We start from the raw sequence: 25,511 nt of genomic DNA on the forward strand, positions 1-25,511 counted from the left end.
CCCGGAACGGCTGGGGGAGGCCCCCTGCGGGGCCGAGCGTCCGGACGTGTCCACCAGGTGTCGACCAAGTATCCCGAATCCCCGGCGCCGTTGGAAAGGTCTAGACCAAGTTGCCCCGACTCGTCGGCGTCCGCGCAGCTCAGGATGGCGCGATTCCGGGGCCGCCGCCGGGTGGAGGAAACGGGTGCGCGATCCGCCCGGGGCGCCGCCGCATCAGTGGGCAGGGGCGGGATCAGAGGGAGCGCTGTCGCTTTTTGTCGTGATACACGCTACATTCAACGCCGTGGGAAGGCATAGGAACGATCCTCGCGGCGCTGGTCAGGTGATGGCCATCGTCGGGGCCGTCGTGCTCCTGGTGGTGCTGATCGCCCTCGGCGGGTACTTCTTGTACCGATCCCTCCCAGGCACCGGACCGAGCGTGAGCGCCAATGCCTCCGAAGCCGCCTCGTCCGCGGGCGATGAGGCCAGGGACATGGGAGCGCTCTACATTCGCGTGATCGGCGAGTCCAGCAACGTGTTCGTGCGCATCCCCGGCGGCGACGTCCTGCACGACCAGGTGATACGGCAGGGCGGCTCGATCAACTTCGCCGACGCGGGCGAAGGGCTCGAGGTGGCCATCGACGACCCGAGCGCCGTCGAGGTGTTCGTCAACGGCGAGCTGCGCGACGTGTCCGACGAGGACCCCGGCTACAGCTTCACCATCAGCGGCGAGAGCTGATCCCGGGCCCGGGACCCGCGCGGTTCCCGGACCCCCAGCGGTTCCCCTGGCCTCAGAGGTCGAGGTCCTCGACCCCGTACACCGCCCGGTACTCCAGCCCCTCCTGAGTGACCCGCTCGCGTGCGCCCCGGTCCAGGATCAGCGCGGTCGCGACCACCTCGGCGCCCGCCTCGCGCAGCGCCTCCACCGCGGTCAGCACCGAGTTCCCCGTGGTCGAGGTGTCCTCCAGCGCCAGCACGCGCCGCCCCTTGACGTCGGGTCCCTCGATCCGGCGCTGGAGGCCGTGCGCCTTGCCGGCCTTGCGCACCACGAAGGCGTCCAGCTTGCGTCCGCGCGCGTGCGCGGCGTGCACCATCGCGGTCGCCACCGGGTCGGCGCCCAGGGTCAGACCGCCCACGGCGTCGAAGTCCAGGTCTTCGACGTTGTCCAGCATGACCGAGCCGACCAGCGGCGCGGCCTCCCCGTCCAGGGTCACCCGGCGCAGGTCGACGTAGTAGTCGGCCTCGATACCGGAGGACAGGGTCACCTTCCCGCGCACGACAGCCTTATCGTTGATCTGTCGCAGGAGTTCATCACGTTCGCTCATGATCAGTGAGCCTAGAACACCGGGCGGTACGGCACGGACCCGGCCGCACGTGTTCCCAGGCCGTAAGGGGTGACCATGCCGCAGTCCGCGGACACCGTCCGGGTCGAGACCACCGTCGACGGCAGGGAGGCGGCCGAACGGCTGGCGGCGTCGGTGGTCGAGCGCCGGCTGGCGGCCTGCGCCCAGGTGGGCGGCCCGATCCGGAGCTTCTACCGGTGGGAGGGGGCGGTCCAGGCGGACGAGGAGTGGACCGTGGTGATCAAGACCGCCGCGGCGCGCCTGTCCGACCTCACCGCGCACCTGCTGGAGATCCACCCCTACGACGTCCCCGAGATCGTCGCCGTGCCGGTCACCGGCGGCAACCCCGCCTATCTGGACTGGGTGCGCGAGGAGACGGCGGGGACCGCGTGATCGCCGTCCTGCTGCCTCCGCGCCTCGGCGCGCCCGAGAGCCTGCCCGACCTGCCGGAACGGTTGCCCGAGCACGGCGTGTCCGCCGTGCGGATCGGCGGCGGGGCCGACGACCGGCCGCCGTACGCGGGCCGCTACGTCGCGCACGCCAGCCTGGAGATCAGCGCCGCGGTGGCCGCCGACGCGCGGATCGCCCTGGTCGCCGAGGGCGAAGCGGGGCCCCTGTTGGCGGCGGTCGGCGCCGCCCAGCGGGCCGCGCACCGACCGGTGCTCGCCTACGTGCTGGTGGACGCCTTCCTTCCGCAGCCGGGCGGCTCCACCCTGGCCGAGATCACGGCGGCCCAGTCACCGGCGAGGACAGGGGGAGCCGAAGAGGAGCCGGAGGGCGCTGAGCCGGGCGTGGGGCCGCTGGGCGAGGACGAGCCGCCCGGGTACCGCACCGAGCACCTGCCGATGGCGTCGGACTGGCCGGACGCCCCGTGCGGCTACCTGCTGACGCGGCCGGACCGCGCGCACGTGGCGCACGTGGCCCGGATGCGCGGGTGGGCGGTACGCGAGGCCGATCCGGAGGACGCCCCGGCGGTGCTGGCCGGGCTGCTGACCGAACTCCGGGGGATCTGACCGCGCGGACGCGGGGTGGGGCGCCCGGGTCCGGGAAAACCGGGTGACAGTGCCTGGGCCCGACCGGAGAATCGGCTCATGATCAGTGAGCACTTTCCGCCCATGGGACTGCGTGTGCGCACCCCGCGCCTCGAACTCCGCCTGCCCTCGATGGAGGACCTCGCGGCCCTGGGGGACGTCGCGGCGGCGGGGATCCACACCCCCGAGCAGATGCCGTTCTCGGAGCCGTGGACGGACCAGCCGCCCGCGAAGGTGGCGCTGTCGGTGATCCAGTACAACCTGGGGAAGCTGGCCGCGTGGACGCCGGCGGACTGGAACATGAACCTGGTCGTCGTGCACGAGGGCGCCGTCGCGGGCGTCCAGGACGTGGGCGCCAAGGACTTCGCGGTCCGGCGGGAGGTGGGTACGGGCTCGTGGCTCGGCCGATCGTTCCAGGGCCGGGGGATCGGCACCGAGATGCGGGCGGCCGTGCTCCACCTGGCCTTCGAGGGACTGGGCGCGCTGAGCGCGCTGTCGACGGCCTTCGAGGGCAACGAGGCCTCCGCCGCGGTGTCGCGCCGCCTGGGCTACCGGCCGAACGGTGTGGACACGGTCGCGGTCAGGGGCAAGGCGGTGCAGGGGCTGCACTACCGGCTGACCAGACAGGACTGGGAACGGCACCGGACCGTCCCGGTCACGGTGAGCGGTCTGGAGCCGTGCCTGCCGTTCTTCGGCCTCGGCCTGACCGAGGAGGACTGAGCCGCCCGATGCCGCCGGGTCCGGCGTCCCGCCGCCCGATGGGAGGGCTCAGACCGAGGCCGTGTTCTTCTGAAGGCTTTCGGGTGAGCTCGCGGTCGTCAGGCCGTCTCTCGCAAGCCGATGTGCGAAGTTCAGCCTGGTGGTGCTGCACGAGCGCAGAGGCGTGGCGAGAGGCGGTCCTGGCGGCCGCGAGCCCGGAATGCTGCAAAAAACACGGCCTAGGTGCCGTTCGCCTCGGCGCCGCGCCGTCCGGCGAGGAAGGGGCCGATGAGCGAGACCAGCAGTCCGCCCAGCATGCCCACACCGGAGAGCACGCCACTGACGAAGGGCGCCCAGTCGGGGTGGCCGGTCGCGACCATGGTCAGGCCGGCGGCGCCGAGGACCGACAGGTAGAGGGCCACCACGAGGATCTCTCGGGTCCGCCAGTACCAGGCCAGCGGGAAGAAGTGGAGTCCGACCACCAGCGCGATCCAGCAGACGTTGGCCTGTTCCGGCAGGCCGAGGAGCCGCAGCACCTGGAACCCGCCGATGATGAGAACGACCTCCGCGGCCACGACGGCGCCGTAGAACGGTCCGAAGCGGAGCGCGGGGGTGTCGCCTTCGGGCGTGCCCCCCTCCGGCGCGGGCCGGCGTGCCAGGAGCAGGGTCAGGACGACGATGCCGATCAGCGCGGCGACGGCCAGTACGCGCAGCACGAGGGCGAGGGTCGGGTCGAGCGGCGGTCCCGCGTTGGCGAGGACGAACGCGAGCCCGAAGCCGGCACCGATGTAGACCCCAAGGAATCGTGTCACCGAGTGAACCTAGCAGGGCCGGGTCGGCGGGGGCAGTGCCGCCCGTGGCCGGATGTGGTCGCGCCCGGGAAGGCGCGGCGGCGGAATCGTTCGGTCGAGGACACCGCCGGAGTCGGCCGGGGCTCCCGCCGCCATCTCGCATGCACTGGCTGGTCCGCGCTTTCCTGTGCTCGTTCGTGCTGCATCGGGTCAGGGCCGGTCGGTGGCCTCGGCATCGCGCAGGGCGGTCTGGATGAGGCGGGCCGAACCGCCGCGGGTCACCCACTGGCCGCGGCCGGGCGGCTGGGCGGTCGCGTACAGGCGGGGCAGGATCTGGCCCTCGCTGCGGTCGCCGCTCATCACCAGGGCGCTCGTGCCGATCTCGCGCACCGACTGCACGAGCGGGTCGAACATGCCCCGGCTCGCTCCCGCGATACGGCGGGCGACCACGAAGTGCAGGCCGATGTCGCGCCCGTTGGACACGAACGGCACGAACGGCGCCAGCGGCTTCTGTCCGGCCGTGGTGAGCACGTCGTAGTCGTCGGCGAGCACCACGATCCGGGGGCCCTTGATCGAACCGGGCTCCAGCGAGTCCAGGTCCCCGTCCTCGGGCATCCGGGCCTCCAACTCCTTGGCCACGCCCGCGGCCAGTCCCGCGCACACCTTCGGGCTGCTCGCGTACCCGCCCGTGTACTCCTCGGGCACCACGCCGCGCAGGGTGCGCCGCGGGTCCATCACCGCGAACACGAGCTCGTCCGAGGGGTAGCGCGCCACCAGGCCCTCGGCGACCAGCTTGAGCAGGTTGGTCTTGCCGCACTCGCCGTCTCCCAGGACCAGCAGGTTCTGGTCGCGGTCGAACAGGTCCAGCAGCACCGGTTCCATGGCCCGCTCGTCCACGCCGATCGGCACGGTCTTGGGCTCGGCCGCGATGGTGGGCAGGCTGCGGGCGGGCAGCTTGTGCGGCAGGATGCGCACCTCGGGCGCGCGTGCGCCGCGCCAGGCGCGGTCCACGGCCGCGACCGCCTCCTCGACCCGCTCGCCCAGGTCGTCGTCGCGGGCCTCCAGGTCCAGTCGGGGCAGCGCCACCTGGCCGAACAGCTTGGTGTCGGTGAGCACGCGGCCCTGGGCCCCGGCGCTGATCGTCTCGGAGAGCTTCCGGTCGATCTGCGACTCCGAGGAGTCGTTCAGGTGCAGCTCCACCTTCTGCCCGAAGTTGGACTGGGCGGCGATGCGCACGTCGTTCCACCGCAGCATGCCCGCCACGACGTGGATGCCGTAGCCGCCGCCGCGCTGGAGCAGGTCGGTGACGATGGGGTCGATGTCCTCGAAGTCCTTGCGGATCGCCCCGAACCCGTCGATGCAGAACACCACGTCCGCGCTGGCCAGCTCGGGGACCTCGCCCCGCGCGTGCCGTCGGCGCAGCTGCTGGACCGAGTCGATGCCGCGGGTGCGGAAGACCTCCTGGCGGTGGTCGAGCATCCCGCGCACCTCCTCGACCGTGCGCCGCACCCGCTCGGCGTCGGTGCGCACCGCCACGCCGCCCACGTGCGGAAGCCGCGAGAGCGATTGGAGCCCGCCGCCCAGCAGGTCCAGGCAGTACACGGCGACCTGGTCGGGGGTGTGGGTCAGTGCCAGGGAGAGCACCAGGGTGCGCAGCAGCGTCGTCTTGCCGCTCTGCGGACCGCCGATGACCGCGGCGTGCCCGCCCGAGGCGGTCAGGTCCAGCAGCCACGGGCCCTGCCACTGCTTGGTGGCGTCGTCCAGCAGGCCGAGCGGCACGTTCAGCAGGCCGTGGTCGCCGGGCAGCCGGAGCCCGCGGTCGGTCTCCTCGGGCTCGCCGACCACCGCGGCCAGCGTCGTCGCCGCCGGCAGCGGGGGCAGCCAGATCTCGCGCGTGTGCTCTCCGTGCCGGTCGAACTGGCCGACCATGACGTCGAGCAGGGTCGGTCCGGTCGTCCGGGACGGCATGACGGGACCGCTGTCGGAGGACGCGCTTCCCCGCCCCTGCGCGGGCTCGTCGCCGCCGGTGTTGTAGGCGGTGTAGGGGCGCACCGACGGCCTGCCGTCGCCGGGCTCCTCCTCGGCGACCGGCCCGCGGTAGGCACCGGACACGTACCCCGCCTTGAACCGCTGGTAGACGCTGGTGTCCACCTTCAGATAGCCGAACCCCGGAAGGGACGGCAGGTGGAAGGCGTCGGGGGTGTTGAGGACGGTGCGGCTCTCCTCCTCGGAGAACGTGCGCAGGCCGAGCCGGTAGGAGAGGTAGGTGTCCAGGCCGCGCAGCTTGCCGCCCTCGATGCGCTGACTGGACAGCAGCAGGTGTACGCCGATGCTCCGGCCGATGCGGCCGATGGACAGGAACAGCTCGATGAAGTCCGGCCGCGCGGTGAGCAGCTCGCCGAACTCGTCGATGATGACGAGCAGGTGCGGCAGCGGCGGCAGGCTCGGGTCCTGCTCGCGCTTGAAGGTGTAGTCGCCGATGTTGGGTACGTTCCCGGCGTCGCGCAGCACCTGCTGTCGGCGCTGCACCTCGCCCGACAGGCTGGCGTGGACCCGCTCGATGAGCGCGGCGTCGTCCTCCAGGTTGGTGATGACGCCCGCGACGTGCGGCATGTCCTCGAAGGGGGCGAAGGTCGCGCCGCCCTTGTAGTCGACCAGCACCATGCTCACCCGCTCGGGCGGGTGGGAGGCGGCCAGCGCCAGGACGAGCGTCCGGAGCATCTCGCTCTTGCCCGAACCCGTGGCGCCCACGCACAATCCGTGCGGACCCATGCCCAGCTGCGCGGACTCCTTGAGGTCGAGCACCACCGGCTGCCCCATGTCGTCGACACCGATCGGGACCCGCAGGAACGCGCGTTCGCTGCGCGGCGCCCACATCCGGGGGACGTCCATGTCCCCGGGGTCGTGCACGCCCATCATCGCCGGGAAGTCGACGCTGCCGCCCTCCTGGGCGGTCTCCTCGATCGACTCCGGGGACAGCCGCAGCGGCGCGAGCATGCGCGCCAGACCCAGGGTGGTGGCCGCCGGGACGTCGTCCACGGTCCCGGAGCTCACGATCGGGTCCGCGGCCCGCAGCTCCTCCACGCGGACCTGGTCGCCGGTGACGGTGACGCGCACGTTGACGTCGCTGGGCTCGTCGATCTGGCGGGACACCAGGTGCAGCACGGTGACGCCGAGGTCGACGGGGTCGATCGCGTGGTCGGGGCGCACCAGCTCGGTGGCGACCTGGCCGTGGGTGTCGTGGATGACGAGCAGGCGCCGCAGCATCTGGTAGGCCTCGCGCTTGCCCATGCCCCGGCGGACCTCGGAGGCGAAGTCGGTGCGGGCCCGCAGTTCGTCGGCGAGCAGACCGCCGAGCTTGCCGGGGTCCGGGGCGATGAGGCGTACGGCCGCCCCGCCCTCGCGCCGCTGGGGGTCGAGCACCTGGGGCAGCCACGGCAGCCACGCCCAGTCGTCGGCGCGGTCGGCGGGGTAGGACACGGCCAGACCGGCGTCCTCGGGGGCGTGGAAGGCGCCGAACTGGACGGTCAGCGCGCGCACGAGGCGCATGACGTCCTCGCGCTCCCCGATCACGCTCACGTTGCCCGCCATGTCCAGGGGCAGGGTGAGCGGCATCTCGGGGATGGACTCGAAGCGGCGGATGGCCGCCTGGGCCTCGGACAGCATGAAGGGGTCGGTGGGGGTGAGCGCGGTGCCCTGTTCGGCCAGGCGCAGGTGGCGGCCCTCGGTCAGGCCGGTGCCCACCCGCACCCGCAGGAAGTCGCGGTTGCGCCGGCGGCGCTCCCAGAGCCGGGTGGGGTCGCGCACGACGTCGTACAGCGCCTCGGGCGGCGGGTCGAGCAGGCGGGCGTGCGCGCGGGTGCGCTGCTCCCAGCCGCCGAGCTCCTCGCGCAGCTCCTCCAGGTACTGCAGGTACAGCTCACGCTGGTTGCGGCGCTGGCGGCCGACCTGTCCGCGCCGCGAGAACAGCATGGCCAGGGCGGCGAGCAGCGCCACGCACAGCATCACGGCGCCCAGCGCCATGAACGCCGGGTTGCGCATCACCATCATGATCGTGAGCGAGGCCATCATGCCGACCATCGGCAGGACGGTCATGAGCGGGTTGCCCTGCGCCTTGCCGTCGGGGAGGGTCGGCGGCGCCTCCACCTCGTGCGGCTCCTGCGCGGGAGTCGGGTGGACGGCCCGTGCCGGACGGTGCACGACGCGGAGGCTCATCGGCTTTCCTCTCGGCTCATGTGCGGGGAACACGAGTGACGTGCGACGTGCGGAACCCTATCGGAGGCGGACGGATCGGGACGTCGCGGACCATGGGTGCGCAGACGGTCCTGTTGCTCTCCGACGCCTGGACCGGCGGGTCGGTTCGCGTTCGCGGGGTGTGAATCGGTGCTCGCGCCCCGCGTACGGGTCATCGCCCGGCGGGAGCGCCCTTCGGCCGAAGGTGGTCCATGAGGGCGCGGAAGCGGTCCCAGGCGTCGGGTTCGAGGCCGTCCCCGACGCGGTACCAGATCGCGGGGGTCAGCGGCGGCCCGAACGGGACGCCGTCCACGGGCGCGGACAGGGCGTGGTCCCGTCCGGTTTCGGAGACGCCCTCCACCCCGACCGCCATGCCCACGGGCGCGGGCGCGCCCGACCAGCGAGGGGCGTAGGTCAGGTCCGGGCGGCCGGCCAGGCGCTGCACGACCATCGTCCGCAGGACGTCGCGCCCGGTCAGTTCCTCGACGAGGGGGGCCAGCGCGTCGAAGTCCGGTTCGGCGCCGGGCTCGTAGCCCACCGCGAAGGTGATGCTCTCGCGGACGCCGTGCGCGGAGCGGCCCACCTTGAGCGTGCCGGCGAAGGGCCGCACGCCGCTCTCGCGCACCGCGGGCGGCGGACCGGTGAAGACGGTCCAGGTCTGCCCGGGGACTCGGCGGCGGCAGGCCGCGGTGAGGGCGTCGCGGTCCCAGGCCAGGGGCGCGGGCTCGCTGGTGCCCCACAGGGACGGCAGGGAGCCGCCGAGGGTCTCGGCGAGGAGCTCGGCGGCCGAGCCCAGGACCAGGTCGTCCTCGGCCGGGTGCTCCACGTGCAGGTCGATGAGCAGCTGGGAGCCGAGGTCGCGCCCCGAGCCGCGGAACTCCTCGTGCGGTCCGTCCTCGGCCCGGGCGGTGGAGTCGACGACGAAGCCCTCCTCGGCGCTCCAGACCAGGGGCACGCCGAAGAAGCCGTCGTAGAAACCGCCGTCCGGCGCGCGCACGACCCAGCGGGAGGCCGGGGCGGCGAGCAGGGAGCGCAGGGCATGGGTGATGCGGCTGGTGGAGGGGGTGACGAGCTGGAGGCGGCGGCCCACGCGGCCGTGGGCGGCGATGGCGTCCACGAGCCAGGGGGAGATCGAGACCAGCGGCCGGTCCTGGACGACGACGAAGGAGGTGTCGGTGCGCGCCGTGACGGCCGGGTGGTCGGTGGTGCCCTCCAGGGCGCCGCCGCGGTCGAGCCGGGTCTCGGGCTCCCACACGAGGCCGCCGTGGTCGTCGGCCAGGGCGCGGGCGAAGCGGCGCGCGATCCCGGCGGTGTCGACGTCGGCGAGGTCGGCGCCCCGGGCCTCCACCCAGTAGGGCTGGGCGGGCAGGTCGTCGCTGATCCCGTCGGTGAGCAGGCGGTCGGCCTCGGCGGACAGGGCCAGGCGCTGGGCGGCCTGGACGGCGGCCACGAGACGTCCGGAGTCGTCGCGCAGCTCGATGATCGCGCCTTCGGCGACGAGCCGCATGCGCAGCTGGGGGCCGGCCTGCAGCAGAGCCTGCAGCAGGGCGTCCCGGCTGGGGGACGTCGCCAGCAGTGCGACCACGTCGTGGCTCAAGGGGAACTCCTTCGGGTGTGTTCTAGATGGGGAACTCGCCGTGCCAGTCGGCCTGCAACAGGTGTTCGGGCAGGTAGCCGGACTCCACCTCCATGCGGAAGTCGGGGTCGTGCCGGCCGGTGTCGAAGGCCAGGCAGGCCAGGGAGAGCAGCCCGAGCGGCACGATGCCGGAGACCTTCCTGGCGCGCTGCTCGTCGGCGGTCTGGAAGGCGCGGAACCGCTCCAGGCTCCGGACCAGGACGTCGTTGAACTTGTCGGTGTCGCGCCGCACGAGGTGAAGGAAGACCCTCATCTGCGGGAACACGATCGTGTCGAGGACCTCGGGGCTGCCGAAGTCGGCGCGTTCGGGGGCGGACAGCTCCATCGCGGACCGGAGGTGATCGCCCAGGCCGGGGCGGTTGAGGACGAAGTCCTGGATGGCGGAGATCCAGTGGTAGGTGTAGGGGTTGTACTCGGTGCCCTTGCTCTCGCCGGCCTCGCGGAGCAGGTCGACGGGGATCTCGCACAGCTGCCGGTAACGCTCGTGGTCGCGGCAGATGACGGCCAGGTGGAAGGCCGTGGTCCAGTTGTCGGCGTTGGTGCAGGACTCGGGGCCGGTGGCCACGGGGCGGCGGACCTTGTGGTCGACCATGAGCTCCAGCTCGGTGCCCGGGGCGCTGGTGGTCAGCATGAAGAACGCGTGGTGCATCTGCATCGCGGCGACCCAGGCCTCCCAGGTCTCCAACATGGCCGCCTCGGGGTCGGCGTGCACGCTGAACAACGCGTCGAGGTAGAGCGTGGACAGCGACATGTCGATGCTGTCGGCGCCGTGGTCCAGGCGGTCGGCCCAGTGCTCGCGGTTCTTCCTGTCCAGGTCCCAGCGGTTCGGGGAGACCTCGATGGCCAGGTCGTGCCGGGGAACGTAGCGGGTCATCGTGCCTACTTTCGGATGCCGAACAGTCGCGGGGAGCGGGTCGACGCACGCGCCCCGCGGCGCCGCCTCAGCCGTTCCGCTCGTCCTGCTTGATGAGTTCGAGGGCCTCCACCAGTTTTCCCCGGAGCCATTCCGGCAACGTCTCGAAGGGGCGGGGGTAGTGGTCGAGGTCCTCGTAGAAAGTCCGTGGATCGATCTCGAAACCGAAAACCGGCTCGGTGTCGTATTCGTAGGAGACGGAGAACTTCCCCGGCCGCTGGATGGTGTACTTCGCGGTGTACCAGGTGCCCTTCTCTTCGTCGTGCATTCCAGCGCGAAGTTCGCTCATCATCGGCACGGCCCTGAGTGGGAACTTTCCCTTCCGCGTTCGGCCGTCGCGCGTCGTCACGGTGAGGCTCGTGGTGGACATTCCCACCAGTGCGGAATAGGTGGCGGTGATCTCGTCCCAGTCGTCGTCGACGCTGTCCAATACCAGGCCGCCCACGTTCTGGAGGATCTGGTGCTGTTCGTCGGGTGGCATCGTCATGGGTGGCTACTCGTTTCAGATGTGGGGCACGTCGGTGTCACGGCCGGGCTCCGGGCCTGGGCTGGAAGCCTCGGTGTCCGGCAGTTCGGGCACTGCGCCGGGGTCATCGTATCCGGTCAGCCCGGCGACGACGGGAATGGACAGAGCGGCGGCGGCGATGCGTTCCGCGTAGGACCTCGCGGGAGCCGATCCGTTCTTGCGGTCCGGAACGTTCTCGTACTGGATGGGATTCTGCGGAACGCCGTCGATGGAGTAGTTCACTTCGACGACCGTCGGCACCTCTCCCTTTTCAGGGTAGACCGCCTCGAACGAGACCTCGACCTTCTTTCCACTGTCCACCTGCTCGCGCCAGAACTGCTCCAGGCGGAAGAAGTTGGTCTCCTTCGTCGTGCCCGTCTGGATCTGGTTGAGCTCGCGGAGTTGTGCGTACAGGTTGAGGCGGTGACCACTGCCACCGAACCCGGTCCCGATGAAGTGGCCGCCGTCCCAGTCGGCCGAGTGGAAGTCGGCGTTCGGGTCGTACTCGCCGCCGCCCTTGCGCCCTTCGACCCCCTGGTCGTTCGCACGGTACAGCTCGTTCTTCTCCTCGAGGCTGAGGCCGCCGGTGTCCGCTTCCGACCTGACCCTCTGGAGGTCGCCGTGGGCGTGCGCGGTGCGCGACTTGTCGTCGGTCTCGTAGTAGTACCTGTGGCCCTTGTTCTCGAGCACCTCGACGGCGTAGGTGGTGTCCGCCCGGGGGTTCCTCAGTTCCGGGTTCCGGTTGCCCTTCTCTCCCGGGTGCGTCTCGATGTAGGTGATCTTCCGGTTCTCGTCGGTGTAGAACCTCCCGCGGCCCTCGACGTCGTACATCGAGTTCGGTTGGAGGTTCTTCGGATTGAAGACGGAGTTGCGCCCGGGGAACCCCTTGTCGCCCTTCTTGATCTCGTGGACGTTCTCGGGGTCGACCTCCGGCGCCCGGTAGCGGGGGTCGAGGTCGTCGCCATCGCCATCGCCGCCGCGGTCCCCATCGCGGTCGCGGTCGCCGTTGCCGGCGTCGCCGTCCTGGCCGTCCCGTCTGGTCGTCAGGTCACCCTCGTGGACCTCGGTCCTCGGTCCGTCCTGCCAGGAGGGGTCGCCGTCGTCGCGGGCCGGGTCGCCGTCCTCGCGGTCGGTGAACGGTCGGCCGTCGTCGTCGGGAAGGCCGCCGCGGCCGGGCGGGGGAGCGGGGGGACCGGAACGCCCGCCCGTGCCGTCACCCGGGCCGGACCCGTTCTCGCGGACGTCGATGCCTCCGGTGTCCCCGGTGCCGTTGCGGGGCGTGGTGCCGGTGTTGTTGTCGACGCTGTTGGTGACGACGGGGCGGTTGTTCGAGGCGTCGATGTCGAGGCGGTCGAGCCCGTCGGGCCCTTCGAGCCCGTCGCGGTCGCCGGTGCCGGTCAGGTCGACACGGCGGTCCGGAGTGGCCCCGGCCTCCGCGGCGTCCGACCGGGCGCCGACACCGGCGGGCACTCTGGCCGGGTCCGCGGACGAGCCGGGCGTGGAGTCGGAGTACTGCGACAGCTCCCAACCCGGGTGGTCCTGCGCCCTCGTGCTCATGCCGTCGAAGGTGCGGCCGAGTGAAGGGTCCAGTCCCAGATCGTCCACCAGGCGCTGGGCCACCGAGACGTGTTCGATCGTGGGGTCGAGCGTGCCGTTGCCGGCGTCCGCGTCGGTGTTCGCGTCCGCGTCGTCGGAGCCGCCCGTCGTCCGGCGCTGGTCGCCCCCGGCCGTGGCCGTGTCGTGGTCGCCCCGGAGGTTGAAGCCGATCAGCTTGTCGAGCGTGCCGCGCAGGTCCGTGAGCTGGCTCGGGCTGAAGCTGAGGTTCTTCAGGGGATTCAGGTTGCTCAGGTCGAACGTGAGACTCGGCAGGCGGGGGTTGCCGTAGCTGGGAAGCCCGTTCGACACGTCGATGCGGAGCCCGTCGGCGTCCAGGTCCGGGACCCGGGAACCGCCCATCTTGTCGAGCATCGCGGCGCCGCGCCAGGCCATCAGCGGCACACCGACCACCGCGCCCACCCCGGTGGCGGTCAGGAGCGCGCCGCCGACGGTCGCGCCGATGTTGAGCAGCGCCGTGCCGATGACGTAGCCCGGCCGGTCGCCCCACTCCTCCCAGGGAACGACCGCGTGCGCGGCGTCCTTCCACGCCGCGCCGACGCTGTCCATGCCGGACCAGCCCCAGCTGTCGGCCTCGGCGTCGTACATGCCCACCAGGGACGCGGCGGACTGCGCCGTGCCCTCCCAGTGCTCCCACAGGGCGTCGCCCCAGGAGGCCTCGAACCAGCCCTCGGAGCTGTAGGCGCCCACCATGCTGCCCAGACCCTCGACCGCGCCCACGCCGAAGTCCCACACCGCGTGGCTCGCGTCCACCCACCAGCCGTGGTCGGTCTCCACGGGCGCGCCCCAGGCCATGGGCACCTCGGACAGGTCGCCCTCGTAGCCGTGCACGTAGTCGTTGTCGCCCAGGGTCTGCTCGCCGCTGAGGTCGCCCGCGACGAAGTTGGTGCGGCCGGCGATCCCGGCGTTGATGGCGTTGGCGCAGTCCCGCTCGGCCTCCTCGTACTCCTGCTGGAGCGCGGCGGCCTCGGCGTGCAGCTCGTTGTTCCTGCCGACGTTGCCGCTCTCCTTGCCCCAGAGCCGGTCCCACCAGCCCTCGGCCTTGCGCCACTCGTCGGTGCTGGTGTCGATGGTGGCCAGGAAGGCGTTGGCGTCGGCCTTCAGCGTGTTCCAGCGGCTCTTGATGTCGCGCGCCCGCTCGGCGAAGGTCTCCAGGGCGGTGGCGGCGTCGCCCATCGAGGTCTCGACGTCGTCGCCGTCGGAGGCGACGGGGTCGAGCACCGAGAACAGGGTCTCCGCCTCCGGCGCCCTGTAGCAGGAGGAGAGCCCGCCCCAGTGGGTCTTGATGTCCTGGCCGACACCGGCGAGCTCGGTGCCGTGGGCCCTCAGCCGGGAGGCGAGTCCTTCGAGCGCGGCCGGCGAGACCGTGGGGATCGGGAAGGCGTCGGGGTTGATGGCGCCGCCGGGGTTCGGCGTGCACATGTCAGCGGTCACTGGCGGGGTCTCCATCCGGGGCTGAGGGGAGTCAGTGATCCGGGCGCCGTGCGGCTGTGCCCGTTCATGGGGGTGGGTGACGTGTCGCGCGTCGGGGGAGCGGGGGAAGCGCGGTCAGGGGGACGTCAGGGCTGCGGCTCCGGGAGGTTCTCCGGTTCGGGCACCTCGCCCGCTCCGGCCTGGGCCTCCGCGGCCATCGTCAGGTTGCCCTCGACGTAGTGGGTGGTGGCCTCGCTCGCGCCGGTGAGTGCGCTCACGGTCAGGCTCGCCATGCCGCCCATCACGCCGAACTGCACCTCGGCGAACTCGCCCAGGGCGATCGAGACGGGGCCGCTGTTCGCTTCCTCGCTGATCTCGACGATGCGCGCCTCGATCTTCTCCATGCATCCGACCAGGCATTCGGAACCGCCCTCCTCGCCGATGAATCCGGAGACGGTGGTCAGGACGCCGCCGACCTCGCTCGGCTGGATGTCCCACGTCGACATGCGGGTCTTCCCTTCCCTGCTTCCCTGCCTGCTGTGGAGTCAGTGGCCCGTCCGGCCGGAGCCGGCGGAGAAGGCGTCCGCCCGGAAGTCCGAGGGCGGACGCGCGTCGGGATAGTCGTCGGGGGCGTGCGCCTGCGCGCGCTCCAGACGTTCACGGAGTCGGCCGAGGGACTGGTTCAGCGTCGCCAGATCGGTTCTGACCTGGGTGTGCATCCGCTCGGCGGCCATGCGCAGCCGGGGGTGGGCAGCGGGGGGGTCCGAGGCCGCGCCGGAGGCCGTGTCCGGCCCGGCCGACGGGGGGCCCGGTTCCGGGCCGGCGGCCGGATCGATCTCGATCCCGACGACGTCGAACTTCATGTCCTCCCCTTCCCCGGGCCCGGGTTCGTGCCCGTTCCGACCATTGTGGTGTCCTTGGTTCCGGTCGGTAGGACGACGATCACAGGCAACTGGTTCCGGTGCGTTCAGGGCGAACCAGAGATACTCGACACGCATCTCCCATGCGGGAGGCGACCGCCTCACGAGGACCCCCGAGGAAAGCAGGTGAACGGATGTCACGCTGGGACGTCGGCGAGAGCACGCTGACCACGCTCTCGCAGAGCACCGCGGGCACGGGTGACGAGCTCTCCAGCCTCATCGGACAGCTCGTCCAGGCCGCGGAACCCCTGTCCGGCAAGTTCGACGGCCCGGGCAAGGCCGCCTTCGACTCCTTCAAGGCCAGGGCCGACGGCATCTCCGCCGACCTGAGGGCCGGCCTCGGCTCCATCCAGGAGGGCCAGACCGGCGTCAACGCCTCGCTCGCCGGCGGTGCCGAGACCATGGCCGACGACGCCAACCAGAACATGGGCGCGGCCAACTTCGACGCCGCCAAGTTCCGCTGACCGACCACACCGAAGGAGCAACTCGATGAGTGGACGCAACTCGTACGACGTCGGTGCCTCCCAGGAGGTCCAGGGCGACATCAGCACCATCGTCAGCCGCCTCGAGGCGATCATCGGCGAGCACGACACCGACGTCAGCCAGGCGATGGCCGACATGGAGATCGACGGTGTCTCGGAGGAGTACAACGAGAAGGAGATCAAGTGGCACAACGCCGCTAACGAGGTTCGTGCGATCATCCGTCTCGTCCGCGACACCCTGGAGACCAACGACGCCACCGCGGAGGAGTCCCTCAGCCGCGCGAGCACGGCGGTCGCCAACATCTGACCGCCGCCGTCGGCGGGACAGGTAGCCCGAATCACCACCCCCCGCGCACGCGGGACACTGCGAAGGAGTGCTGTTGGCCCGCGACTACGACAGCCAACTTCTCGAATCCGTCGCCGTGCGCCGCCAGCGGCTGCGCGAGGCGGTGCTCTTCGGAGGCCAGCGCACCCGTCGCCGGCTGGACGAGAACATCGGCAAGGTGGTGATCAGCGCCTGTCTCGCCGCGGTCGTCTGCGGCGGGACCGTCGGCTGGTCCTTCGTCAGCAACACCCTCAGCAGCCAGCGGATCGAGCAGGAGCAGGCCTCCTCCGGGCCGGCCAACAACGCCGTGCCGCCCGTCCCCGGCGACTGGGTGGGGACCGAGGTCACCCTGGACATGCTGCGCGAGGAACTCGACGCCGCGGGCGTCCCCGAGAGCCTCTACGTCCTGCCGGGCGACACCCGGCCGGCCCCGGAGACCCTCGACAGCTACTACCTGCTCACCCAGGACTCGGAGGGCTACCTGTCGGCCGCCGTCATGGACTTCGACCGGGGGCGCCCCGGACTGGAGTTCACGACCGAGGACCAGGCCGCGCGGTGGCTGTTCCAGGAACTGGCCACCACCGAGCCCGAGCCCGTCGGCCTCACACCGGCCGAGGAGACGGCGGCCGCGGAGGCCGTCACGGAGATGGTCGACGGTGTCCACTCCGACCTGGAGGAGCGCAGCGGCGACTCCTACCTGCACACACTGGAGGTCGGCGACGTCCTGGACGCCTTCGGCCAGGAGAGCGGACGCGTCCTGAACCCGGACGGCACGCCCTTCGCCGAACGCGGGCTGCCCGACTACGTTCGGACCGGACCGGAGGGCGAGGAGCTCTACCACCGGTACCGGGTCCTGCACCCGTTCCAAGTGAGTGCGACCATCGCCTCCGGGGGCGGCGTCCGGTTCACCCTGGACACCGCCGGTTTCGCCGAGGTCCCCCCGGCGCCCACCATCCGCTGGCTGATCGGCAGCGGCTACCTCGAACGAGTCGCGGTCGCGGACGTCCCCGAATGACCACATGCGGATGCGTGAGCGGCCGTACCAGCAAGACACTCAGGAGTAGGCGATGACTGCTTGGAGCCGAGTGACCCTCGTCGGTGAGGGGCGCCGGGTCGACGCCGTCCTGCCCGCGGCCGAGCCCGTCGGCGCGCTCATGCCGGAGGTGCTCGACCTCCTCGGCGACCAGGTGCAGAACCCGGCGCGCCTGCGCCACCTGGTCACGGCCTCCGGGGCGGTGCTCGACGGCGACGTCACGCTCGCCGACCGGCAGGTCGCGGACGGCGCGGTGCTGCGGTTGGTCCACGCCGAGGACCCGGTGCCCGCGCCGGTGGTGCACGAGGTGCCCGAGGCCGTGTCCCGGGCACTGGACGAGCACGGCGGGCGCTGGTCGCCGGTGGCGGCCCGGTGGACGGCGACGGCCTCCCTGGCCGTGCTGGCCCTGGGCGCCGGATGGGTGGTCGCGTCGCAGTGGCCGGGGACCTCGGGTCTGGTGGCCGTGGCGGTGGTCGCGGCCCTGCTCGTGGCGGTCGGCGCGGCCGTCGGGCCGACCTGGCGCGAGCCCCTGGGCACCGCGCTGACGATCAGCGGCACCGCGATGGGCGGGCTGGCTCTGTGGTCGGCGTGCGACCTCCTCGGCTGGCCGGAGTGGGTCCGGTGGGGCGGGCTGGCCGCGCTGGCGTCGGCACTGGTCCTGCTGCTGGGGCTCACGTCCGGCCTGGGCCGGGGCGGACTCACCGGCGGCGGGGCGGGACTGGCGCTGGCCGCGGTGTGGTCGGTGAGCGCCGCGCTGGGGCTGCCCGCCGACCAGGTGGGCGTGATCGTCTCGGTGACCTGCATGATCCTGTTGAGCGTCCTGCTACGGCTGGCGCTGATGTTCTCCGGACTGGCGGGCCTGGACGACGAGCGCAGCTCCGGCGGCGCCGTCGCGCGCGTCGACGTGTTCACCTCCGTGGCGGGTGCGCACCGGAGCCTGGTCATCGCGACGGTCTCCGTGGCGGTGGCGGCGGCCGGCGCCGGTGTGGGGATGGCCTCCGAGCTCACCCCCTGGACGGCCGCGCTGCTGGTGGTGTTGGCGCTCGTGATCGCCAGCCGGGCCCGGCTGTTCCCGCTGGTGGCGCAGAAGGCGGTCCTGGTCGCCGCGAGCCTGGTGGTGCTGCTGAGTTTCCTGGTGTCCTTGACCCAGACGGTGTCCTGGGGTGTGTGGCCCGCGCTGGGCGTCGCCGCCGCGGTGGCCGCGATTCCCGTGGTGGTCCTGTCCGTCGAACAGCCCGAGCACGTCAGGGCCCGGCTGCGCGGTGTGACCAGCAGGTTGGAGGCGATCGCCGTCGTGGTGATGGTGCCGGTGGCGATCGGGGCCTTCGGTACCTACGAGCGCCTGCTCGCGACGTTCTGACCGGGGAGAGACGATGAGCGCAACGCAGACCGCGACGCCCCGGCCCGTGCCGGGGGACCGTTGGCCGCGCCGGGTGGGCCGCGCGGTGCTCCGGCCGTTCCGCCCGGTGGGCGAGGTGGCCGACACGATCGAGGTGGGGGCGCGGCTGCAGCGGTCCACCGCGACGGGTCGGCGGATCGTGGTCGACGACCTCGGCACGGGGGCGGACACCGCGGTGGTGACCGCGCTCCTGGGCCGGGTGTTCGCGCACTACCGGCACGACCGCGTCCTCGCGGTGGACGCGACCGCCGGTCTCCCCTCGCTGGGCACCAGGCTGGACACCGTGCACGAGGGCGGACTCGACGGCGGGGTGGACACGACGTCGTTCGAGTCGGCCCGGTCCTCGTTGGGGGAGGTCGGCGAGCGGCTGTGGACGGTTCCGGCCGACGCCGCGGACCCGAGCGCCTACGTGTCCGGGCTGCTGCCGCTGTCCCGGTTCTTCGGGGTGACGCTGGTCGCGGGCTCGAGCGGGGGCTTCGTGGACGCGGTGGGGGCGGGTGCGCACGCCCGGGTCCGGGTGGTCCGAGCGACCCGGGACGCGGCCGTCCTACTGGGCCGCGGGCTCGACCGGCTCGTCCAGGAGGGGCGGGAGGACGAGCTCGGGCGGACCGTGGTGGTCGTGTTCGACCACCAGGGCCGCGAGGACCCCGGGTTCGACGCCGTACGCACGGCACGCGTCGTGGGCGAGTCCGGCGCCGACGTGGTGATCTGGCCGCACGACCGCCATCTGGCCCAGGGGCTCGCCGTCTCGCCCCGCCGGATCAGCGAGGCCACGCACCGAACGGTCCTCCACGTGGCCGCCGAGGCCTTGAACAGGGCGGTCGACGGCGGCCGCCCGACCGTGCGACAGGGAAGCGCGCCATGAACCAGCACGATCCACACCCCGAGCCCGCCGACGAGCAGACGCCCGTGCTGCCCGACGACATCCAGTTCCCGTACGCGGTGCAGCGTCCCGCTCCGGGAGAGCCCACCGGCCCCCAGCACTCCCCGCAGGGCTCGGACCCCCGGCCTCCGGCCGACCGCCCCGTGCCGGGCGCCCCGGGACCGCAGGGTCAGCCGGGAGTTCCGCCCTCGTACGCCCCCTCGGGTCCCCAGGTGCCGCAGGGTTCCGGGAATGCGTGGGGCGGACCGGCGCCTGGAGAGGCGTACGGGTCGCAGGGTCCGTCGGGTCCGCAAGCGCCCCAGGGTTCACAGTTGCCTGGAGAGGCGTATGCGCCGTCAGGCCCGCAGGCGCCGCACGGGGCGTCGGGGCCACAGGGTTCTGGTGTTCCGCAAAGTCCGCCCGGGCCACAAGCTCCCGGTGTCCCGCACGGGTCGTCGGGTCCGCAGGCCCCTCAGGGTTCGCGGTTGCCTGGAGAGGCGTATGGGCCGTCAGGCCCGCAGGCGCCGCACGGTCCGGCCGGGCCACAGGGTCCTGGTGTTGTGCGGGGTCCGTCGGGTCCGCAGGGTTCTGGTGTTCCGCAAGGTCCGTCCGGGCCGCAAGCTCCCGGTGTCCCGCCAGGGTCGTCGGGTTCGCAGGTGCCCCCGGGTTCGGGGGACGCTTGGGGTGGGCCGGTGCCTGGAGGGCGGTCCGGCCCGCAGGGCCGAGTTGTTCCGCAAGGGCCGCAGGTTTCGCGGGACCCGCAGGGTCCGCAGGTGCCCCAGGGCTCGGCGGATGCATGGGGTGGACCGGTATCTGGAGAGACGTTCGGGCAGCAGGGTCCTGACGTTGCGCAGGGTCCGTCGGGTCCGCAGGCGCCCGAGCGTCCTGGTGTTGCGCAGAAGCCATCCGGTCCGCAGATGCCCCAGGGTTCCCGGGGCCCGCGAGGCGGTCCGGCGCCCCGTGCGGCGTCGGGTCAGCGGTATCCCTATGGGGCCGCTGCGCCGGGCGAGTCGGCCGGTTCGGCGACCTCGGGCCCACAGCTTCCCTACGGCGCCCCCGCACCTCCGTCGCCGTACGCGCCGCAGAATCCTTCCTACCCGTACCCGCCCGCGCCGCCCGAAGCCCGCGTGTCCGGGCCGCAGGCGTCGCACGGCGAGTCGGCCCCGAACACGGTCGCCAGTGACTCGGTGGCGGAGGCCTTCCTCTCCGGCGCCCCGATGCCCGCACCCCCACGACCGGCCCCCGAACCCCCGGCCGCGCCCGTACGGCGGCCCGCCTACCCCGACCCGGCCGTGCCGTCGCGGGCTCCCGAACCCGCCCCCCAGAGCGCGCGGGACTGGTCCGCGTGGCCTGTGGACGAGGCGCGCGCGGAACCCGAGGTGAAGCCGAGCGCTTCCACCGCGCCCCCGGCGGCTCCGCCCGTGGTGCCGCCGACACCCGAGCCGGTGCCCGCGTCCGAGGAGCCATCCGGGTCCGACGCGCCGGGCGCTCCGGCGTCGGCACCGGAATCCGCGACCCTCGTGCCGGAGCGAACCGATCCCGCCGCGCCTCCGGAGCCCGCCGCACCGTCACCGGAGCCGACCGCTCCCTCGCCCGAAGCGAGGACCGCGCCCCCGGAGACCGCGCCCCCGGAGCCCGCGACAGCCGTGTCGCCGCCTCCCGCCCCGGAGCCGGAGACCCCGGCGGACCCCGCCCCGGAACCGAGCGCGTCCGCCGAACCCGCCGCGCCGCAGTCCTCGCGCGAGCCCGCGGACCCGGTCGACGCCGAGGCCACGGAGACGTTCATCCGCCCCGCGCAGGCGTGGTTCGGGGCCGCCTCGGAGACCGAGGCCCGCAGGCCGCCGGCGGTCCGGCCGTCGAACCGCCGCACGCCGACGGTGGTCACCGTGCCCGGGGTGGGCGACTCCCCGAACCCGGACGCGGAGGAGACCGACACCTTCACCGTGCGCGCCGCCGACCGGAGGGCCTCCGCCGCCACCCGTGAGACCGTCCCGCCGTCCCCTGCGCGGGACGCGGGCGCCGACGCGGCGCCCGCCGAACCCGGGCACGTCCCGGTGTCGGGCGGTTACGAACAACGCATCCTCGCGCTCGCCCCCGTGCCCGCCTCCCGGTGGGGCAGGGCGCTCTTCGCCGCGACGGGCGGTCGCCTGAACCTCGGATGAGTCCGTGATCGGGTGATCTGATGGGAGGCGCGCCCGCCTCCCCATGCGGACGCGCCTCCGGGCGTGCCGCTCGGCGGCACCCCCTCTGTTCCGGACGAGGTCGCGGGGCCGCCCTCACGTGGGGGCCAGAGGACCGCGCGGTACCCGTCCGGTGCGCCGACCCGGCCGTGTGCTTCCCCTCAGAGCCACACAGCGGTCGGCGCGACCGTCCGGCGCCGGGTCCCTCCCCCCTCATGGTGGGACCGCGCGACGCCGGACGGCGTCACATGGTCATCCGCGCCGCCTCCCCATGCCGTCGAGCAGCGTCAGGGCCTCCCGGTGCGTGGGCGGCAGAGGCACGGACCACACGGCCACACCGTGTTCCCACCCCGGCCCCCGGCGCAGCACCTCCAGCTCCCGCTCCACCGGTTCCGAGCGGGAGGCGACCACCGCGATCCGTCCCCGGTCGACCACGCACACCGACTCCCCGCGGCTGAAGTACCGCCGCAGCTCGTAGCCGAGCACGATGAGCCGCGCCGTCCGCCGCCACGGGTCGATCGACGGGTCCAGGGCCAGCACGACGAGCTGGTGGCCCAGCGCGGGCGGGGCCGAGCCCTCCGGAGACCGGTACAGTTCACCGACGCGTGTGCGCAGGTAGGCGTGGGTGCCCAGGCCGGTCAGCGAATCCTGGCAGTGGTCCTGGGCGCGCCCGGCGTCGACCCACCCCTCGGCCAGGGCCCGCGTGAGCTCGAACGGCGGGTGCTCCCAACCGGCGACCCCCGTGAAGGTCGCCAGGTCCGACAGACTGGGGCCGACGCCGATCCCCGACCTGCCCCGCGCCTCGCCCAGGCGGGCGCAGGCGTCGATCAGGTCGGACCCCGAGGTGAAGGCCTCGCACACCGTGTCCACGGCGGGCGTCCACCAGTCGCCGGGCGGGACCCAGCCGGACTCCTGGCTGCGCCGCCCCCAAGCGGCGCGCAGTTCGCGGGCGCGGGCCGTACGGCCACACCCGGCACTCACTTCCGTCTCGCGCATGGCTCCGCTCCCGGTCGGTGGATCTCTCCTGGCGAGAGGTGGGGCCCGCGCCCCCGCGGTGGGCCGCCGCCTTTCGCCTTCGACCTAAATACGGAGATCGGTGGCGACCATGACGCGGATGCGGGATATTTTTCCGAGCACGAGTTTTCTGACCCCCGACCAGCGTTCCTTCTGGCTTGTGGCGGGATCTACGAGAGAGGGGCGCTGGTGACCGACGCCGACGGCAATCACACAGAGGTTCTCCTTGGTGACGCGGAGATCATCAAGCGGGTCCGAAGCGGTGACACCGGTGCCTACGCCACGCTCTACGAACGCCACGCGGCCGCCTCACGCGGACTCGCCCGGCAGTTGCTGCGGGGCGACGCGGAGGTCGAGGACGCGGTCGCCGAGGCCTTCACGCGCGTCCTGAGCGTCATCCAGCGGGGCGCGGGCCCCACCGACTCCTTCCGCCCCTACCTGCTCACCGCCGTGCGCAACGCGGCCTACGACCGCGGACGGGGCGACAAGCGCCAGGTCGTCACGGACGACATGGAGAGCTACGACTCGGGCGAACCGTTCGTGGACCCCGCGCTGGAGGGCCTCGAACGCTCCCTGATCGCCCGTGCCTTCCTCTCCCTGCCCGAACGCTGGCAGTCCGTGCTCTGGCACACCGAGATCGAGGGCATCAAGCCGGCCGAGGCGGCGCCCATCCTCGGGATGAACGCCAACGGGGTCGCCGCCCTGGCCTACCGGGCCAGGGAGGGGCTCCGGCAGGCCTACCTCCAGATGCACCTGGCGGGCGGGGCCGCGCCGGAGGCCTGCCGTCCCGCGCTCAACCTGCTCGGCGCCTACGTCCGCGGCGGCCTGTCCAAGCGCGACACCGCCAAGGTCGACGGCCACATGGACGGCTGCGCGGACTGCCGCGAGGTGTACGCGGAGCTGATGGACGTCAACGTCGGGCTGCGCGGGGTGGTGCTGCCGATCTTCGTCGGCGTCGGCGCCGCCGGCTACCTGGCGACCACGCCCGGGGGCGCGGCCACCGGAGCGCTGTGGAGCCGCATGTCCCGGCGCCGGCAGCAGGTGACGGCCGGGGCCGCCGCCGCGGCCGGGATGGCGGTCGCGATCGCGCTCGCCCTGGTCGGCGGTCAGGAGCCGCTGCGGGAGGAGGAGACCGCGCCGGTCGCGGCGCCGCCCGGCCACGCCGCCCCGCCGGACGAACCCCCGCCCGGCGCTCCCGCGGACCCGCCCGGAGTCCCGCCGGGGGCGCCCGCCGATCCGCCGCCCGGCGCGCCCGCCGACCCTCCCGCCGCCCAGGCCGACGCACCGGAGGACGCCGATCCGCCGTCGGTCCTGAGCGCGGTCCTGCCCCCCGCCGACGTTCCCGAGGACGAACTCCCGCTGGAGGAGGCGCCCGGCCCCCTGTTCGCGGCGGGGATCGACCCCGTGGGGGCGCTCATCCCGGGCGTGGACGGGATCATGGTCCTGGACGTGCGCAACATCGGGGCGAGCACGGTCGAGGACGTCATCGCGCTCATCACCCTGCCCCCGGGCGTGACGATGATCGCCGACGGCGGCGCCGGGACGGCCGTGCCCGCCGCGGTGGGCGACGGCGACTGGAGCTGCGCGGTCGACGGGGACGGCGGCCGCTGCGTGCACGCGGGGATGGAGGCGGGCCAGGACGGCACCCAGTTCTTCGACGTGCGCGTGGCCCCCGACGCCGACCTCGGTGTTCCCGCCCGCGTGACCGTCTCCTCGGGGGACGTCACCGCCACCGCGACGGGCGAGCGGGGCGTGAGCCCGCACGGTGTGGCGGCGCGCTACGCGACGGCGGGGCGGGTCCGGGCCGAGAGCGTCGGCAACGCTCTGATGACCTGTGTCGAACCCGAGTCCCCGCACTGGCCCTGGCCCTGGTGGGGGTCCGGCGAGCCCGGGGTCGAGCCGCAGGAGCCGCCGGAGGTGCCCGGCCCCGGCGGGCAGGGCGAGGGCGACGGCGATGGGACCGCCGACGAGGACGGCGACGGCGACCTGCGGCGGCCCCCCGCGGACCCGGGCGGCCCCCTCGGCCTGGGGCAGGGGGAAACACCTGGGACGCCTGAGCAAAGCGATCCCCCCGGGGCGGACGTGACGCCGCAGACGCCGGATCACGAATCGGACAACGATGTGCCCGTGCCGCCCTCGGCGCCGACCGCCCCCTCCGTTCCCGAGAGTGACGGGTCCGAGGTGCCCGAGGCGGACGAGGACGCCTACGCCGACCCCTCCCCGCCGCCCGCCCCGGAGGTCGAGGAGGGCGCTGCGGACGGCCCCTGCGCCCAGGCCCGGGCCCGCCAGGGCGACCGCCGCGACAACGACCACTGGGAGATGGCCCCGCTGGACCGCGACTGGGATCCCACGACCACGGCGTCCAGTTCGGCGACCTGGCGGCTGCCCGAGGGCGGCTCCGTGCGCTGGGCCGGACTGTACTTCTCCGGCGCGGGCGCGCCCGACGCGGCCACGGCTCGGATCAAGGGCCCCGGTATGGCCTCCTACGCCGACGTCGCGGCCGCCGAGACCCGGGTCGCCGAGCTGCCCGGCTACCCCGCCTACCAGGCCTTCGCCGACGTCACGGACCTCGTGCGGGCCCAGGGCGGCGGTGAGTGGTGGGTGGCCGACGTCCCCGCGCGCGAGGGCCGCGCGGTCTACGCCGGCTGGAACCTGTTGGTCGTGATGGAGGATCCGGAGGTCGGCTCCTACAACCAGACCATGGTCCTGGACGCGGCCGGTGCGGTCTTCCAGGACCCGGCCGGGCTCGGCTTCCCGGTGTCGGGACTGCTGCCGTCGTCGGTCCCCGCCGTGGTCGACGTGACCGCCTGGGAGGGCGACGACGAGCTCTACGGCGACCAGCTGACCGTGGACGGCCGGGTGCTGATCCCGCGGGGGGAGTACGCGACGGGCGACAACGCCTTCGTCGGGTCGGCGCGCGGAGCGGTCGGCGACCCCATGGCGTTCGGGACCGACGTGCTCCGCACCGAGCCGGTCCTGGGACGCGAGTCGGAACTGCGGGTGGTCTCGGACGGGGACGCGGTCCTGGTCGGTGTCGTGGCGGTGACGGCGCCCATGCGAACGTAGGGGGCCGGTGGCGCCGTCGAGGTGACGCTCCGTGGGGGCGATGCGCCGGACACGAGGCCGAAAGTCGGCCATA

Annotated in this window: 22 protein-coding genes; 11 read left to right on the top strand and 11 right to left on the bottom strand. The window is 73.1% G+C overall.

Annotated features, from left to right (window positions below; translation table 11 throughout):
• Positions 1-325: 325 nt before the first annotated feature.
• Positions 326-718: a RodZ domain-containing protein gene (locus DFP74_RS12635; RefSeq protein WP_121181879.1), complete on the top strand. Its 393-nt coding sequence runs from the start codon at positions 326-328 to the stop codon at positions 716-718.
• A gap of 52 nt (positions 719-770) precedes the next feature.
• On the opposite strand, the gene pyrE is transcribed toward DFP74_RS12635, so the two are convergent.
• Entirely contained in the window at positions 771-1,304 is a 534-nt protein-coding gene (gene pyrE / locus DFP74_RS12640) for an orotate phosphoribosyltransferase (RefSeq protein WP_121181880.1), read from the bottom strand.
• 75 nt (positions 1,305-1,379) lie between these two features.
• Between pyrE and cutA the strand changes: the two genes are divergently transcribed.
• From cutA to DFP74_RS12655, 3 genes are all read left to right on the top strand, one after another.
• Complete coding sequence (gene cutA / locus DFP74_RS12645) at positions 1,380-1,715, top strand: divalent-cation tolerance protein CutA (RefSeq protein ID WP_121188212.1); 336 nt, start codon at positions 1,380-1,382, stop codon at positions 1,713-1,715.
• On the top strand, positions 1,712-2,335 hold the full coding sequence (locus DFP74_RS12650) for a hypothetical protein (protein WP_121181881.1): 624 nt from the start codon (positions 1,712-1,714) through the stop codon (positions 2,333-2,335). The genes cutA and DFP74_RS12650 overlap by 4 nt, the downstream gene beginning before the upstream one ends.
• Before the next feature lie 78 nt (positions 2,336-2,413).
• Complete coding sequence (locus tag DFP74_RS12655) at positions 2,414-3,073, top strand: GNAT family N-acetyltransferase (protein ID WP_121181882.1); 660 nt, start codon at positions 2,414-2,416, stop codon at positions 3,071-3,073.
• 218 nt (positions 3,074-3,291) lie between these two features.
• Here DFP74_RS12655 and DFP74_RS12660 read toward each other — a convergent pair whose 3' ends face one another.
• From DFP74_RS12660 to DFP74_RS12695, 8 genes are all read right to left on the bottom strand, one after another.
• The gene (locus DFP74_RS12660; RefSeq protein ID WP_121181883.1) at positions 3,292-3,864 is read right to left on the bottom strand and encodes a hypothetical protein; all 573 of its coding nucleotides are present in this window, start codon (positions 3,862-3,864) and stop codon (positions 3,292-3,294) included.
• 189 nt (positions 3,865-4,053) lie between these two features.
• A complete protein-coding gene (gene eccCa, locus DFP74_RS12665; protein WP_121181884.1) occupies positions 4,054-8,058 on the bottom strand; it encodes a type VII secretion protein EccCa in 4,005 nt (1,334 codons plus the stop codon).
• Positions 8,059-8,248: 190 nt separating this feature from the next.
• Positions 8,249-9,673: a DUF6177 family protein gene (locus tag DFP74_RS12670; RefSeq protein ID WP_121181885.1), complete on the bottom strand. Its 1,425-nt coding sequence runs from the start codon at positions 9,671-9,673 to the stop codon at positions 8,249-8,251.
• Between the two features lie 22 nt (positions 9,674-9,695).
• Positions 9,696-10,586 carry an immunity 49 family protein gene (locus tag DFP74_RS12675; RefSeq protein ID WP_121181886.1) on the bottom strand — a complete coding sequence of 297 codons (891 nt, stop codon included), beginning with the start codon at positions 10,584-10,586 and terminating at the stop codon, positions 9,696-9,698.
• Between the two features lie 67 nt (positions 10,587-10,653).
• The gene (locus DFP74_RS34315; RefSeq protein WP_233570946.1) at positions 10,654-11,112 is read right to left on the bottom strand and encodes an immunity protein YezG family protein; all 459 of its coding nucleotides are present in this window, start codon (positions 11,110-11,112) and stop codon (positions 10,654-10,656) included.
• A gap of 15 nt (positions 11,113-11,127) precedes the next feature.
• Positions 11,128-14,178, bottom strand: coding sequence for a DNA/RNA non-specific endonuclease (locus DFP74_RS12685; protein ID WP_121181887.1), 3,051 nt, complete (start codon positions 14,176-14,178; stop codon positions 11,128-11,130).
• A gap of 125 nt (positions 14,179-14,303) precedes the next feature.
• Positions 14,304-14,663 carry a DUF6507 family protein gene (locus DFP74_RS12690; RefSeq protein ID WP_121181888.1) on the bottom strand — a complete coding sequence of 120 codons (360 nt, stop codon included), beginning with the start codon at positions 14,661-14,663 and terminating at the stop codon, positions 14,304-14,306.
• A gap of 39 nt (positions 14,664-14,702) precedes the next feature.
• Positions 14,703-15,020, bottom strand: coding sequence for a hypothetical protein (locus DFP74_RS12695; protein ID WP_121181889.1), 318 nt, complete (start codon positions 15,018-15,020; stop codon positions 14,703-14,705).
• A gap of 191 nt (positions 15,021-15,211) precedes the next feature.
• Between DFP74_RS12695 and DFP74_RS12700 the strand changes: the two genes are divergently transcribed.
• From DFP74_RS12700 to DFP74_RS12720, 5 genes are all read left to right on the top strand, one after another.
• The gene (locus tag DFP74_RS12700; RefSeq protein ID WP_121181890.1) at positions 15,212-15,541 is read left to right on the top strand and encodes a hypothetical protein; all 330 of its coding nucleotides are present in this window, start codon (positions 15,212-15,214) and stop codon (positions 15,539-15,541) included.
• Between the two features lie 25 nt (positions 15,542-15,566).
• Positions 15,567-15,866 (top strand): pore-forming ESAT-6 family protein, encoded by a 300-nt coding sequence (locus tag DFP74_RS12705; RefSeq protein ID WP_121181891.1) that lies wholly within the window; start codon positions 15,567-15,569, stop codon positions 15,864-15,866.
• Positions 15,867-15,939: 73 nt separating this feature from the next.
• The gene (locus DFP74_RS12710; RefSeq protein WP_121181892.1) at positions 15,940-16,899 is read left to right on the top strand and encodes a TNT domain-containing protein; all 960 of its coding nucleotides are present in this window, start codon (positions 15,940-15,942) and stop codon (positions 16,897-16,899) included.
• 52 nt (positions 16,900-16,951) lie between these two features.
• On the top strand, positions 16,952-18,277 hold the full coding sequence (eccD, locus tag DFP74_RS12715; protein ID WP_121181893.1) for a type VII secretion integral membrane protein EccD: 1,326 nt from the start codon (positions 16,952-16,954) through the stop codon (positions 18,275-18,277).
• Positions 18,278-18,290: 13 nt separating this feature from the next.
• Complete coding sequence (locus DFP74_RS12720) at positions 18,291-19,181, top strand: ATPase (RefSeq protein ID WP_121181894.1); 891 nt, start codon at positions 18,291-18,293, stop codon at positions 19,179-19,181.
• A 1,273-nt stretch (positions 19,182-20,454) separates the two neighbouring features.
• Here the strand turns inward: DFP74_RS12720 and DFP74_RS33285 are convergent.
• Positions 20,455-21,063 (bottom strand): hypothetical protein, encoded by a 609-nt coding sequence (locus tag DFP74_RS33285; RefSeq protein WP_147453860.1) that lies wholly within the window; start codon positions 21,061-21,063, stop codon positions 20,455-20,457.
• A 10-nt stretch (positions 21,064-21,073) separates the two neighbouring features.
• Between DFP74_RS33285 and DFP74_RS33290 the strand changes: the two genes are divergently transcribed.
• Positions 21,074-21,340 carry a hypothetical protein gene (locus DFP74_RS33290; RefSeq protein WP_147453861.1) on the top strand — a complete coding sequence of 89 codons (267 nt, stop codon included), beginning with the start codon at positions 21,074-21,076 and terminating at the stop codon, positions 21,338-21,340.
• A gap of 270 nt (positions 21,341-21,610) precedes the next feature.
• Here the strand turns inward: DFP74_RS33290 and DFP74_RS12730 are convergent, their stop codons facing one another.
• A complete protein-coding gene (locus DFP74_RS12730; protein ID WP_121181896.1) occupies positions 21,611-22,354 on the bottom strand; it encodes a hypothetical protein in 744 nt (247 codons plus the stop codon).
• 207 nt (positions 22,355-22,561) lie between these two features.
• Here DFP74_RS12730 and DFP74_RS12735 point away from each other — a divergent pair, with 207 nt between their 5' ends.
• Positions 22,562-25,438 carry a sigma-70 family RNA polymerase sigma factor gene (locus DFP74_RS12735; RefSeq protein ID WP_121181897.1) on the top strand — a complete coding sequence of 959 codons (2,877 nt, stop codon included), beginning with the start codon at positions 22,562-22,564 and terminating at the stop codon, positions 25,436-25,438.
• The last annotated feature ends 73 nt before the right edge of the window (positions 25,439-25,511 follow it).

The sequence above is a fragment of the Nocardiopsis sp. Huas11 genome (assembly GCF_003634495.1).
In the GTDB taxonomy this organism is placed as follows: Bacteria; Actinomycetota; Actinomycetes; order Streptosporangiales; family Streptosporangiaceae; genus Nocardiopsis.